General features: G+C 44.0%; 11 protein-coding genes. 7 read left to right on the forward strand and 4 right to left on the reverse strand.

Features of this window, described 5'->3' with window-relative positions:
• The first annotated feature begins 32 nt into the window (after positions 1 to 32).
• The 6 genes from EXT48_RS16480 (at position 33) to mgtE (ending at position 5,319) form a co-directional block, all read left to right on the forward strand.
• Entirely contained in the window at positions 33 to 1,532 is a 1,500-nt protein-coding gene (locus EXT48_RS16480; protein ID WP_130165060.1) for an RNA polymerase factor sigma-54, read from the forward strand.
• A gap of 29 nt (positions 1,533 to 1,561) precedes the next feature.
• Positions 1,562 to 1,849, forward strand: coding sequence for a ribosome hibernation promoting factor (hpf, locus tag EXT48_RS16485; protein ID WP_010376661.1), 288 nt, complete (start codon positions 1,562 to 1,564; stop codon positions 1,847 to 1,849).
• Position 1,850: 1 nt separating this feature from the next.
• Positions 1,851 to 2,309 carry a PTS IIA-like nitrogen regulatory protein PtsN gene (ptsN, locus tag EXT48_RS16490; protein ID WP_010605936.1) on the forward strand — a complete coding sequence of 153 codons (459 nt, stop codon included), beginning with the start codon at positions 1,851 to 1,853 and terminating at the stop codon, positions 2,307 to 2,309.
• Positions 2,302 to 3,168 carry an RNase adapter RapZ gene (gene rapZ / locus EXT48_RS16495; protein ID WP_010605937.1) on the forward strand — a complete coding sequence of 289 codons (867 nt, stop codon included), beginning with the start codon at positions 2,302 to 2,304 and terminating at the stop codon, positions 3,166 to 3,168. The genes ptsN and rapZ overlap by 8 nt, the downstream gene beginning before the upstream one ends.
• Entirely contained in the window at positions 3,169 to 3,438 is a 270-nt protein-coding gene (locus EXT48_RS16500) for an HPr family phosphocarrier protein (protein WP_010376658.1), read from the forward strand.
• 522 nt (positions 3,439 to 3,960) lie between these two features.
• Positions 3,961 to 5,319, forward strand: a complete 1,359-nt coding sequence (mgtE, locus tag EXT48_RS16505; RefSeq protein WP_039492930.1) for a magnesium transporter — start codon at positions 3,961 to 3,963, stop codon at positions 5,317 to 5,319.
• A 61-nt stretch (positions 5,320 to 5,380) separates the two neighbouring features.
• Here mgtE and pmbA read toward each other — a convergent pair whose 3' ends face one another.
• Complete coding sequence (pmbA, locus tag EXT48_RS16510) at positions 5,381 to 6,730, reverse strand: metalloprotease PmbA (RefSeq protein ID WP_130165061.1); 1,350 nt, start codon at positions 6,728 to 6,730, stop codon at positions 5,381 to 5,383.
• 136 nt (positions 6,731 to 6,866) lie between these two features.
• On the opposite strand from pmbA, the gene yjgA reads away from it, so the two are divergent.
• Positions 6,867 to 7,385, forward strand: a complete 519-nt coding sequence (yjgA, locus tag EXT48_RS16515; RefSeq protein ID WP_010376654.1) for a ribosome biogenesis factor YjgA — start codon at positions 6,867 to 6,869, stop codon at positions 7,383 to 7,385.
• Between the two features lie 124 nt (positions 7,386 to 7,509).
• Here yjgA and tldD read toward each other — a convergent pair whose 3' ends face one another.
• From tldD to EXT48_RS16530, 3 genes are read right to left on the reverse strand one after another with little or no spacing between them, the layout of a single operon-like run.
• Positions 7,510 to 8,949, reverse strand: a complete 1,440-nt coding sequence (gene tldD, locus EXT48_RS16520; RefSeq protein ID WP_039492936.1) for a metalloprotease TldD — start codon at positions 8,947 to 8,949, stop codon at positions 7,510 to 7,512.
• Positions 8,946 to 9,761, reverse strand: a complete 816-nt coding sequence (locus EXT48_RS16525; RefSeq protein ID WP_130165062.1) for a carbon-nitrogen hydrolase family protein — start codon at positions 9,759 to 9,761, stop codon at positions 8,946 to 8,948. The genes tldD and EXT48_RS16525 overlap by 4 nt, the downstream gene beginning before the upstream one ends.
• Positions 9,754 to 13,683 (reverse strand): YhdP family protein, encoded by a 3,930-nt coding sequence (locus EXT48_RS16530; RefSeq protein WP_130165063.1) that lies wholly within the window; start codon positions 13,681 to 13,683, stop codon positions 9,754 to 9,756. Before EXT48_RS16530 ends, EXT48_RS16525 begins: the two co-directional genes overlap by 8 nt.
• Between the last annotated feature and the right edge of the window lie 14 nt (positions 13,684 to 13,697).

Here is a 13,697-nt window from a genome sequence, read left to right on the forward strand (position 1 = left end):
TAATAACTGTTAAAAAGGATTGTTAGAGATACATGAGGCAATCATTACAGCTGCGCATGGGGCAGCAACTTACAATGACTCCACAACTGCAACAAGCCATTCGCTTGCTGCAGCTTAGTACATTGGATCTGCAACAAGAAATACAAGAAGCATTAGACAGCAATCCATTGTTGGAAGTGGAAGAAGGTGATAATACTGACGGCGAAAACGCTGACCAACACAGCCAAGAAAAGAGCAGTGCTGACGACAATCAAGATTCAAGCGATGAAGCGCAGGTTAGTGACTATGAAATAGACTCAGATACCGCCATGAGTAAAGACACTGTCAGTGATGACCTTGCCATGGATGTCACTTGGGATGAGTATATGAGCGCAGCGCCCGCTGCAAGCTCAGGCCCACTTCCCGATGACGATAATGTTTATCAAGGGGAAACCTCTGAATCTCTCCACGACTATCTCATGTGGCAACTTGAGCTGACGCCATTTAGTCCAACAGATAGAGCGATTGCAATTGCGATTATTGAAGCCGTTGACCTGTCAGGCATTTTAACACTGTCTTGCGAAGAGATTTTAGAAAGCATTAATGATGAAAGTAGCGAAGAGCCTATCGAGCTGGATGAAGTCGAAGCCGTGCTCAAACGTATTCAGCTTTTCGATCCTGTCGGTATCGCAGCGCGCAGTTTACAGGAATGCTTGTGTATTCAGCTAAATCAATTCGCCCCAGATACACCATGGATTGCCGAAACGAAAATGATCCTGACAGAGCATATCGACTTGCTTGCCAGCCGTGACTATCGAACTTTGGCTAAGAAAACGCGCCTTAAAGAAGCCGATCTCAAAGAGGTCATGACGTTAATTCATAGCCTTAACCCAAAACCAGCGGCAAGCATTATTCATGAAGAGCCTGAATATGTGATCCCTGACGTATCAGTGAAAAAAGTAAAAGGTCGCTGGGTCGTAGAGCTAAATCCTGATGCTATGCCTAAAATAAGAGTAAACGACCATTACGCTGCGATGTCTAGAACGGCGAAATCCAGTACGGATAGTCAGTTTATTCGCTCACATTTACAAGAAGCAAAGTGGTTTATTAAAAGCTTAGAAAGCCGAAATGATACATTATTAAAAGTTACCAATTGCATTGTGCAACAACAACAGGCATTCTTTGAACATGGCCCCGAAGCAATGCGCCCTATGGTGCTAAATGATGTTGCTGAAATGGTTGAGATGCATGAGTCCACAATTTCCCGTGTGACAACACAAAAATACATGCATACACCTCGGGGAATATTTGAGCTGAAGTATTTCTTCTCTAGCCATGTAAGTACAGAAAATGGAGGTGAGTGCTCCTCTACAGCAATTAGAGCACTTATCAAAAAGCTGATAGCTGCAGAAAATACCGCGAAGCCATTGAGTGACAGCAAAATTGCAGATATCTTAGCTGAGCAAGGAATTAAGGTAGCGAGACGTACGATTGCAAAATATCGTGAATCCCTAGCCATTCCACCGTCAAATCAGCGTAAAAGCTTGATATAAGACGTAAAACCCAAGAAGGAAAAATGCTTATGCAACTAAATCTAACTGGTCGCCATGTAGAAATTACTGACTCATTAAGAGACTATGTCACCAACAAGTTTGCGAAGCTAGAAAGGCACTTTGATCATATCAATAACGTGCATGTGATCCTTGATGTCGAGAAACTAGTACAAAAAGCAGAAGCAACATTACACGTAAACGGCGGCGAGCTATTTGCATCAACAGAGCATCAAGATATGTATGCCGCAATTGATGGCCTTATCGACAAGCTAGATCGTCAAGTTATTAAACACAAAGAGAAGCTCACTCGACACTAAGATGAAATTAAGTGAATTAGTGAACAAGGACTGCAGTAAAGCTGCGGTCCTTTTTAATAGCAAAAAACGTATTTTAGAATACATCAGCGAACTGGCTCATAGCCAAATTCCAAATACCAGTCAGCATGCTATCTTGGACGCTTTAATGGCGCGAGAGAAATTAGGCAGCACAGGGATCGGTAAAGGCATTGCCATTCCCCATGGTCGACTTGAAGGTTTGGATAAAATCCTTGCAATGGTGCTTGTCAGCGAGCAAGGGATCCAGTTTGAAGCCATAGATAAGCAGCCTGTCGATATTTTTGTCGCGTTCATCGTACCCGAAGGTGATAATCAACAGCACCTGAAGACCTTAGCGGCGATTGCTGATACACTCAAAGACAAGTCTTTCTGCAAAATGCTTAGGCAAGCAAAAAGTGACGATGAGTTATATGCAGTGATCCAAGGTGAACTTGATGAGTGATGAAGAAAAAGGACTCGAGCTTATCATTATCAGTGGCCGCTCAGGCTCTGGTAAATCTGTAGCGCTTCGAGTATTGGAAGACTTAGGCTACTATTGTGTAGATAACATTCCGGTCAATTTGCTGCCGTCTTTAGTCCGCAGCGTTTCGGACAATTATAATAAAATAGCAGTCAGTATTGATGTCAGAAACTTACCTAAAGAACAGGACGAGTTTAACGACATTCTTGAATACTTACCAGGCTTTGCCAAACCTACCCTGTTTTATTTAGACAGTGACGATCAAACCCTGATAAAACGCTTCTCAGAAACACGCCGTTTGCACCCTCTTTCACTGCATAATCTTCCACTAGATGTTGCAATAAAGAAAGAACGGGAATTGTTAGACGTATTGATCACTCGCGCCGATTTTCTCATTGATACTACAGGCCTGAGCGTTCATCAACTTGCAGAAGATATCCGTGAAAAAATCTTAGGTAAAAAAGACAAACAACTCATTATTACCTTTGAATCTTTCGGCTTTAAACACGGCATCCCAAAACAAGCGGATTACGTTTTTGATGCGCGCTTTTTGCCCAATCCACATTGGGAGCCTGAGCTTAAGCCGCTAACTGGCTTAGATCAGCCAGTCAAAGACTATTTGTCGAGTCACAGCATAGTGCAAAAGTTTACTTGGCAGATCCAAACCTTTGTACAAACTTGGTTACCACACTTAGAGCGTAACAATCGCAGTTATCTAACGATTGCAATAGGATGTACAGGTGGGCAACATCGCTCGGTATACTTAGCGCAAACCATTGGCGAGCGTTTTGCTAAAACCCATCCAAACGTCAAAATCCGCCACCGTGAGCAAGAGGGTTAAATGTTAGAAGATACGTTTTTAATCCAGAATAAACTCGGCCTGCACGCCCGAGCGGCAACAGTTCTTGCACAATTAGCGACCCAATTTGATGCCGAAGTGACCTTATATCAAGGAGACAAAAGTGCAGCTGCTGACAGCGTACTAGCGCTGTTGTTACTTGAAAGCAGCCAAGGGAAAGAAGTCCGAGTGGTTTGTGAAGGTCCTGATGCTCAGTATGCACTAGACGCCATTGGCGGACTAATAGAAAATAAATTTAATGAATCCGAGTAACTTGGGCTACTAGCACCAAAATAGCACTAAGGTCTGATTCATTTATTCCCTGCTAATCTCCCCCTCCGTAACCAGACAGGTCTAATACCAATTAGTCTTAATACTTACTCAGTTTGAAGGAGCAAATCTGACGCTAACTGTGTTAAAAATCTCCCATTTTGAACAACTAAATAGCAAAATTTTCGCCGTGTTATCGACAAGATTTTCTCGCTTCAAAATAGATCACTTAATTAAGCGAATTGGTATAATAAGTCTCTCATAATTAAGCGTAAACCTTGGTAGTTCTCAATAAACTGAGTTACACTGTAATACCAATTTAGGTTTCTTTCGTGCAGTAAAGCGAGTTGCCGAGAAAATCCAACTTTATCGTTGCGTACACCTTTGACGTGTATTAACGGTAGCAACCCACCAGCAGAAACAACACGAATAAAATTCAAATTAAGAAATTGGTTTCTGCGATAAAGTAAATGAATTAGGTTAACTAAATCACGTTAGCCAACATTATTATCAAAAAGGATGCCTATGCCTGAAGTATTTGAACAAGACTACACACTGGAACAACTCCAAAAGGTAACTAAAGCCTTAAACAGTGGTCAGTTTGTTCAAGTTAGGCGTATGCTCGCAGAAACAGCTCCTTGTGACACAGCACTGCTTTTAGAATCATCTCCTCATAAAGTTCGCTCTATGCTGTGGCAGCTCGTTGACCCAGATATCCAAGGGGATGTCTTAGAGGAACTGTCAGAGGACGTAAGACTTGGGATCATCGCCCAGATGGAGCCGGAGCTAATTGCTGCCGCTACAGAAGACATGGACGACGATGACCTTGGTGATGTCCTAAGAAGCCTGCCTGATACCGTCTACCAAGACGTTATCGGTGCGATGGATAGCCAAGATAGAGAACGTGCGACACAAGCATTGTCCTACAAAGAGCACTCGGCCGGTGCGCTAATGAGCACCGACACGGTCACTATTCGACCCGATGTTACCTTAGAAGTTGTATTTAGATATCTACGTCTTAAAGGCGAATTGCCAGACGGTACGGACGAGTTGTATGTAGTTGATAAAGATAACTGCTTTTTAGGCACGCTGCCTGTCAATACCTTATTAACTAAGTCTCCTGACAGTATGGTTCGAGACTTGATGGATGAAGATAAGGAAACGATCCCTATCTCCATGGATGAGTCTGAAGTGGCGCAGCTTTTTGAGCGTCATAACTGGATCTCGGCTCCTGTAGTTGACGATAACGCTCATTTGCTTGGTCGTGTCACCATTGATGACGTTGTTGACGTCATCCGTGAAGATGCTGAGCACAGCTTGTTAAGTATGGCAGGTCTTGAAGATGAAGAAGACACCTTTGCGCCAGTTCTAAAAAGTAGCCAGCGCCGCTCTATTTGGCTTGGGATTAACCTGTTAACCGCATTGATGGCTGCGTTTGTTGCAAGCTTCTTCGAAGGTACTCTGGATATTTTACCTATTCTCGCAGTGTTAAATGGCATAGTACCAAGTATGGGTGGCGTTGCCGGTAGCCAAACGCTAACCCTAGTGATTCGTGGTATTGCCCTTGGTCATATTAACCAGACTAACCAAAAGTTTTTAATGGGTAAAGAGCTGGCGATCGGCGCCTTAAACGGCGTGCTGTGGTCAGTATTGATCGCTGGGGTTATTGCTGTATGGCAATGGGATTTTACACTCGGTGCAGTTATTGCCTTCGCAATGTTTATGAACTTAGTCGCAGCAGGTATCGCGGGTGCCAGTATTCCAATTATGCTAAAGAGAATGAATATCGACCCAGCACTAGCTGGTAGTGTGGTACTAACAACGGTTACCGATATTGTCGGGATCTTTGCATTCCTTGGCACCGCAACTTGGTTATTAGTGTAACAGTGTCGAAATGGCGGGAAATGCTGGTCAAAACCAGCATTTCTTGAGCTGATGAAGGGAGTTATTCGCCCGCTATTTGCATATTATTGAGTAGTATAGAGCCGGTTTGTACTGCGCCTCGGCATTCAATATCACCGCCAACGCCTTCAATCCCCATAAACATATCTTTTAAATTACCAGCGATAGTAATTTCACTTACAGGATATTGAAGCTCACCATTTTCAACCCAAAAGCCAGCTGCTCCCCTTGAGTAATCACCAGTTACCGTATTAACACCTTGTCCCATTAGTTCAGTGACTAACAAGCCAGTGCCCATCGACGCAAGTAGGCTGGTTAAATCGTCGTGTGTTGGTTTTACTAACCAGTTATGGATCCCACCTGCGTGACCTGTCGCTTGCATATTCATTCTGCGTGCGGCATAGCTTGCCAATAAGTAAGTATTAAGCACGCCATCTGTGATAATTTCACGGTCGATGGTTTTTACACCTTCGCTATCGAAAGGACTCGAAGCAAGCCCTCTTAGTAAATGTGGCTTCTCTTCAATATTTACGCAGCGATTAAAAATTTGTGTGTCTAAAGAATCCAACAAGAAGCTAGACTTACGATATAGCGCGCCGCCGCCAATACCTGACACTAAGTGCCCAAATAAGCTGTTCGCGATATCCGCTCGAAAAATAACTGGTACTTTACGCGTCGATAATTTGCGACTGCCTAATTTTGCTAGCGTAGATTGCGCAGCTTCTAAACCAACTTCTTCAGGGGATTTTAGCTCTGTGTGTACGCGAGATAAGGCATATGCAGAGTCCCGCTGCATTTGCTCACCTTCTTTACCGATCACCATGGTGCTCAGGCTGTGTCTGGTACGTGGGAACCCTGCTACTAAGCCATGGCTATTGCCATATACACGGATCCCTTGGTGACTCGATAAGCTCGCGCCATCAGAATTGACGATTCGAGGGTCGAATTCTAACGCGGCTTTTTCCGCAGCAATACATTGCTCAATGGCTTCATCGGGAGAAACTTGCCAAGGGTGGAAAAGATCTAAATCTGTTGGTGACATCTCTAGCAAGGCTTTATCAGCCACACCATTACAGGGGTCATCCGAGGTAAATCGAGCAATATCTACGGCTTTTTCAACCACTGAGCGCAAGGCTTCAGGACTCAGATCCGCTGTTGATGCTGAGCCTTTATGATTACCCACATACACGCTGATACCAAGACCACCATCTTGATTAAACTCAATGGTTTCAACCTCTCCCATTCGTGTACTTACAGACAGACCAGAGGTACTAGACATCGCTGCTTCTGCCGAGGTTGCACCTAGTTTTTTAGCATGCGCTAACACATCGGCAACTGCATTTTTCACATCATCAATTTGATTATATATAGGGTGTTGTTGAGGTTGAGTCATAGATACCTTATCCGCTCGCTCGTCTAACTAAAACATATTAGTTAATATGCTATCACAGCTACTAACTATTGTAGTGATCAATTGTGGTATACTCTAATGTTAGAGACCTTAATATTTACTAGTATAGACAAGAACAATGGCTAAACACGAGCAAACGACCGAAGAAGAGATTATTTACGTTTCAAAAAGCGAGCTAAAGCGCGAGGCGCTAGAGTTGCATGAACTAGGCTGTGAAATTGCAGGGCTTGCCAAGAAGCAGCGTGAGAAGTTACCTCTAACGGACGAGCTTAAAGAGGCCATGACTGTTGCGGATAGGATCCGTGCTAAAACAGATGCTTACCGTCGTCATATGAACTACATTGCCAAGACATTGCGTAGTACTCCAAATGTCGAAGAGATTCAGGCTGCGATGGATTTGATGCTAAATAAGAACAATAAAGCAGACGTATTGCTGAACAAGATTGAGCTTATTCGCGATGAAGTGATTGCCAAAGGAGATAGCAAGATTAATGAGCTATTGGATAAGTATCCTGAACTTGAGCGTCAAAAAATGCGCCAGATGGCGCGCCAAGCAAGTAAAGAAGTAAAAGCCGAGAAGCCAGGCAAAGCCTACAAAGAGCTGTTTCAGTATTTAAAAGAAGCAATTATGCCGTAACGCTATATTGTGCTCTGATACAATACAAAAAGGCGCTGATGCGCCTTTTTGCTTGTTAATCTGAGCTTCGGATAATTAATGCCTTTCTAGCAGCCAGTTTTATTAATAATTATCGTAGGTAGTATTACGCCGTACCACCGACAGTAATTTCGTCAATCTTCAAACTCGGTTGGCCGACTCCCACAGGGACGCTTTGACCATCTTTACCACATACTCCAACGCCTTTATCAAGCGCAAGGTCATTACCTACCATAGAGACCTTTTTCATCACCTCTGGGCCATTGCCAATAAGCGTTGCGCCTTTAATGGGTTGGGTTATCTTGCCATTCTCAATTAAGTAGGCTTCAGATGCTGAGAATACAAATTTGCCGGAGGTAATATCCACTTGACCACCGCCAAAGTTACTCGCAAAAATACCTTTATCTACGCTACGAATGATCTCTTCTTGACTGTGCTCACCCGCAAGCATGTAGGTATTTGTCATTCTCGGCATCGGTAAATGGGCATAAGACTCACGACGCGCATTACCTGTAGGCGCCACGCCCATTAAGCTCGCGTTTTGCTTGTCTTGCATATAGCCTTTCAAAATACCGTTTTCAATCAGTACATTGTATGCCGCTGGCGTACCTTCATCGTCCACATTCAAAGAGCCGCGACGGTCGGCTATCGTGCCATCATCCACCACAGTACAAAGACTCGAAGCGACTTGTTCACCTATTTTGCCACTGAATGCAGAGGCTCCTTTACGATTAAAATCACCTTCTAAGCCATGTCCAACAGCTTCGTGTAACAAAACGCCCGGCCAACCAGAACCAAGCACCACAGGCATCGCACCTGCTGGTGCATCAATGGCTTCAAGATTCACACGTGCTTGGCGCACTGCTTCTTTGGCAAACTGCATCCATCTCGGTGCACCGTCTACTAATTCTTTAAAGTAACCATAGTCTAAACGCGCACCACCACCGGCACTGCCACGCTCTCTGCGACCATTTTTCTCAAGCAGTACCGAGCAATTTAAACGTATTAACGGGCGAATGTCGGTTGCAAATGTGCCGTCGCTTGCGGCAATTAACACTTCTTCATATACCGCAGACAGTGAACTGACCACTTGCTGCGCCTCAGGCGCTAAATCGCGAATGCACTGTTCAATCTCTCTAAGTAAAGCCACTTTATCCGCATCACTCATGCTGGTAATTGGCTGTGCTGGTTGAAATTGAATGGGTGCTTTTACATCGCTAAATACTTGGACTTTACTGCTTTCGCCAGCTTGCGCAATGCTACGCGCAGCTTCTGCTGCTTTGGTTAACGCTTCAATATTGATGGCATCAGAATAACTAAAGCCAGTCTTCTCACCACTCACTGCACGCACACCAACACCACGTTCGATGTTGTAGCTGCCATCTTTGACTATGCCGTCTTCCAGCACCCAAGTTTCATGGTAGCTTGATTGAAAGTACAGATCGGCATAATTTACTTTGTGCTGATGAATATACTCGAGAGTCTGTGATAATTGCTCACGTGTCAGCTGGCTATTGGTCAGTAAATTCTGCTCTACATTACTCATAAAAACTCACTTTTAAATCGGTTATGATCCGCAACCGGCATTTTTTGCCGGATCGAATCAAGAAACGCGCTATCTAGCTGCTGTGAAATGGGTTCTAAACTCTCACCAGAGTCAATTAAGACTTCACCCCAAGGTGATACAATTAAACTGTGTCCATAGGTTTCTCGGCCATTTTCATGACGACCTACTTGCGCGGCTGCAACTACATAGCATTGGTTTTCTATCGCCCTCGCCTGTAATAATGGCTGCCAGTGTGCCTTGCCCGTTGCACAGGTAAAAGCACTTGGGACTAAAAATAGCTCAGCTCCCTGCGCTCTCATCATTTGGAACAAACCAGGAAAGCGCAGATCATAACACACGCTTAATCCAATTCTGCCAAATGGACTATCCACTACCACGACATCCTGTCCACGCTCTGTTCGCTCAGACTCTCGATATTGTTTAGTTTTGTCACTCACATCGGCGTCAAACAGGTGGATCTTATTATAGCGTGCTACGATTTCGCCACTCGCATTAAATAAGTAACTCGCAGCCAGATATTTATCGTTCTGACTTGGTATCGCGATGGTACCTGCCGCCAACCAAATGTTATGTTGTTGACAAAGCGCTGAGAGTTCTTGGAGCAGTGCTTCATTATACTGCGCGTATTCCCAACTCTGTTGCGCATTGTCGCAAAATGCCAGCCAAGTTTCAGGCAAACAGACTAAGGTTGGCTCTTCAATCACTAACTTAGCCAGCTGGTTTTTAAGGTACTCTATATTTGCTTGGGGTGCTTTAGCCGAGCACATTGGCAATGCAATCACCTTAGCCATTACCACTTTCCTTATTTTGCGACACAAGAGGTTGCTCACTTTGCTTAAGTGTAGCACTTGGATGTGATTCTGAATTCAATGCTGGTGCTTCTTTACTTGTATTCTTATCAGCTCCATCTGGCGTCGCTTCATCACTAGGAGGCACAACCGGTTTGGGTAACTCAATTTCTTTACTCTTACGATCAACCTCGGTAACCACTGGCTCTTGCATCGTTCCGGTGATTTTAAAATTAATCTCAGAGATCACTCGCGCGGAGTGGATAACCTTATCTAATGCTAGTGCAGCTAATCCCGTCACAGGGTTCACCGCCCATGCCATAATCACAGGTAAACTCGACGTGACTTGTGGTGCGACGGCCAAATCATAATTAATTTCGTGAGTATTGAGGTCAGCATAGCCACGTATCGTTAGATCTGCAGGCACGCCATCGAGCTTTGAATCTTCAGTGATCGCAATACCATTCGTTAGTTGTACCGAACCACTCATACTGTTATAGAAAAAGCCTTTAGAAAACACATCTCTAAAGTCCAAGCGTAGCTTTCTGATCAAAGAGTCCAAACTCAGTAGAGAAAAGACGCGTGCCCCTTTATCACTTATTTCTGCCAAATGACCTTCACCTAAGCGCCAAGTCAACTCGCCTCCTAGGCTAGGTAAATCCATTTCGTATGGCGCACCTTGCCAATTGAGGGAAAAATCAATGTTGGCGCGGGAATCTTTGATAGTCGAAGTAATATCAAACTCATCCGTTAGTTCACCAAAATCATCGCTGTTTAACGCGCCACTTAGCGTCGTTTTACCTTGCTCAAAGCGGCCACTGGCATTGAGTTTATGATCTTTTTTGTCAATCACTAACTCTGAGATATTGAGTCTATTACCATCTCCAAACAACGACATATTGACCTGATCTAACTGATATTCACCGACTTTACAGTCACTGCATACAAATTCGGTTGCAGGTAAGCTCAACAACCAATCTAATGAGTGAACGTCTTTTTCCACTGTCTCTTGCGCTTGCGGCTCTGTCTTAGGTAAATTTAGACGTAAATAATCACTATTAATGTGAATAGGCCGACTTGAGTTTGACGCTGGAATAGCCACTTGTGAGCGCATTTCTTTACTATTGATTTTAAGCTGCATCGCGCCGTCAATCGCGGCCATAGTAAAGTCAACATCATGGAAAGGGATCTCTGAGAACGTTACTTTTGAGAAAGAGCCATTTACCTGATTCAGTGCTGGTAGAAATGTAGGGTCGGAACCTGAACTTGGCGCTTTGATAATGCGGTTGATCAGTGGTAACCAAGGCAGCAGCTCGACTTCTTGTTGTTTGATTGTGATATCAAAACCGGATGTATTTAAGCCTTCATCTTTACTGCCAATTATCAGGTGTGCATTACGCATCGCACCGGATCCATTATCAATGATGCCATTAAAATACAATTGATTATCTAGGCTTGCCGTAACAAGATTCGAAATATCATCCCCTAATACAGTGCCACTTAGCAGTTTAGCTTGATCAGCGGGTTTAGCGAATTGATCGGGTAAGTGACTTGCAATCCCCCGTAAATCACTCGCAAATTTGGCTTTATAGTTAAATCCAGCATCGGAAAAATTAAGGATAAGCTCAGTGCTCAGCACGCTATTGCCTTCAAAGTAGCCGTCAATAATTCCATTTGCGTGCGGTTGCAGTTGCTCAATCCCTGCTTCAAGACTGACCTTGGTCGTTACTTGATAATTTTGCTTATCTCCGCTCCCTGATAAGTCTAACGAAAGGGGCATGTCCAGCCACTTAGCAGACAAATTATTCACTTTGATAGTGTCATCATCGAAGCTAACCACACCTTTCACTTGCTGTAATTGCATCCCAGGCTTTGCCAAAAAAACAGGATTGTTGTCTAGGTAGATGTCACCTTTAGCATGTACGGCACCTGAGTGCAGGTCGACGGCCAATTGCACATCCCCTTTTGCATCACCTTTACCTTGAACAATATCTAATATATTCGCGAGCGGATCTGCGAGCGGTGTTGCCGCAAAGAAAGGCTGTAACGTGCTCGCTTCTGTGGTGTGATTAATATCAACAGTCAGCACATCAGCGTGATTTAAATCCGCAATACTCACAATGACACCCTCATCAATACTTTGATTAACAAGTTCCCCACGGTGTGCGTAGATATCCATTCTTTCGTTTTCGAAGTGTAGTGTGACATCACCTGAAGTAACGCTAGGCCAATCCGGCGCAAAACCAAAAGTAACCTCATTCAAACGTGATTTAACTTCAAACTGACCTTGCTTATCAGCGAATGGAAATTGTGAAAGCGCCCCACTCAGTAAGACTTGAGTCTGCAAGTGCTGACCACCTTGGATCCCTGCTTCTAAATAATCGACTAAGCTTTTACGCATAATACTGACAGGAAAGTACTGTGAAGCGATTTCACCACGCCCACCGAGTAGCTCCGCATATAAATCAAGCCGAGGGTCATCTGATAACTGCAAGGAAAATTCTGTGGCTAACGCTACGTCTTGATTACTAAGCCAAAAGTTGGGACTGGAAACTTGCCAGCCTTGCGTTTGTTGATTGCGAATATAGACATCACCACTGAGCTGCTGGAGCTTAATATTATCTTTGAAGGTCTCTTTTGATAGCAATTCAGTTTGTTCAGCACTTAAATTGAGCCTAACTTGCTCATCAGTCGCACTCACCTCTAATCGGGTACCATAAATTCCAGGGATCCCATGAAATGGCTCAAAAGCTATCTCTTCAATGACCCCCCATGCCGAAAAAGCATTATTAGTACCTAGACTGAATTTCGCTGCGCTCAGTTGACCATTGGGATTCATACCATACAACAAATCTCGTCCAGGGAATTTAGCAAGTTGTGCTAACTCAGCTAAAAAGTTGGCGTTAATATCCTTTAGCCAAAAGGTCTTGTTATCTTTATGCCATTTCGCTTCAAATAAAATAGGAGCAAGCGCTTCTTGATTGCGACTAAACTGGATACCACTACTTTGCACCCACCAACCTTGCTGATCTGGCTTTAACAGAAATTGCGCATCGTCTAATGCCAACGTGCGCTGATTTTCATCTTCTTGCCAAGTCAACGTACTGGGTTTGATATCCACGGTGATATCTTGCAATATACCTTGTTCAAAGCCTAACCATAGCTGAGCATTGATGTCTGCTTTTAGGTCTGGATGCGCTAAGGTGATAAGCTCTTCTAGCCAATCAACCGGATTAACCTTATCCGCAGATACATAGATATTCCCCGCCAATTCACGTAGCTTTCGCCCTGATAAAGAAAGACGAGCGTTAAACTGACCTTGAGAAAACCCGGGTAATGCGATTTCTCCCGCCCCCTCATGTAATGCGCTAGAATTTTGCCACACTAAATCTTTCAATAGCAAACTGTGAGTCTTACCACTAGAAAAGGTGATATTTAGACGACTGTTTTGCACCGCAAAATGCCCAACATCACCTAAGAAAAGGCTTTCAATTAATGCTTGTTGCTCAAAAGCACCTTGATCTTGAGCCGCGTTTAACTTACTCAGATCTATATCGGCTTCAAACCCTTCCAGTACAAAATAGTTAGATGCGATCTGCATTTGTCGTACCGACTCAAATACATTGAGCTGCAACGAGGTTTTGGCGATATTAATGGAAATTGGCGAGTCTTTATTATCTTTAAAAGAGAGCGATTCCAACACTAGGGCAGGCCCATTGCCCTCCCAACTCGCACTGATCTGGCCAATACTAATATCAACATTCAGTTGCTTTTGGATCAGCGCTTCGATGTTACTTCTATAATCATTTGCATAGGGTAAGGCGTACTTCAACGCAGACACCAGCACCGCGAGTGTCACTAAAGTGATCGCAAAGATTTGCCACGCTTTACGCAGGCAGAAAAAACAGACGGCCTTAGCCTGCATGTACCGCTACCCTA

Source organism: Pseudoalteromonas sp. CO348, from assembly GCF_004208845.1.
GTDB lineage: Bacteria > Pseudomonadota > Gammaproteobacteria > Enterobacterales > Alteromonadaceae > Pseudoalteromonas > Pseudoalteromonas maricaloris.

Excerpts from the sequence above, each read along its gene's own strand:
- EXT48_RS16480 (WP_130165060.1), top strand. The coding sequence starts at position 33 with ATGAGGCAATCATTACAGCTGCGCATGGGGCAGCAACTTACAATGACT.
- hpf (WP_010376661.1), top strand. The coding sequence starts at position 1,562 with ATGCAACTAAATCTAACTGGTCGCCATGTAGAAATTACTGACTCATTA.
- ptsN (WP_010605936.1), top strand. The coding sequence starts at position 1,851 with ATGAAATTAAGTGAATTAGTGAACAAGGACTGCAGTAAAGCTGCGGTC.
- rapZ (WP_010605937.1), top strand. The coding sequence starts at position 2,302 with ATGAGTGATGAAGAAAAAGGACTCGAGCTTATCATTATCAGTGGCCGC.
- EXT48_RS16500 (WP_010376658.1), top strand. The coding sequence starts at position 3,169 with ATGTTAGAAGATACGTTTTTAATCCAGAATAAACTCGGCCTGCACGCC.
- mgtE (WP_039492930.1), top strand. The coding sequence starts at position 3,961 with ATGCCTGAAGTATTTGAACAAGACTACACACTGGAACAACTCCAAAAG.
- pmbA (WP_130165061.1), bottom strand. The coding sequence starts at position 6,730 with ATGACTCAACCTCAACAACACCCTATATATAATCAAATTGATGATGTG.
- yjgA (WP_010376654.1), top strand. The coding sequence starts at position 6,867 with ATGGCTAAACACGAGCAAACGACCGAAGAAGAGATTATTTACGTTTCA.
- tldD (WP_039492936.1), bottom strand. The coding sequence starts at position 8,949 with ATGAGTAATGTAGAGCAGAATTTACTGACCAATAGCCAGCTGACACGT.
- EXT48_RS16525 (WP_130165062.1), bottom strand. The coding sequence starts at position 9,761 with ATGGCTAAGGTGATTGCATTGCCAATGTGCTCGGCTAAAGCACCCCAA.
- EXT48_RS16530 (WP_130165063.1), bottom strand. The coding sequence starts at position 13,683 with ATGCAGGCTAAGGCCGTCTGTTTTTTCTGCCTGCGTAAAGCGTGGCAA.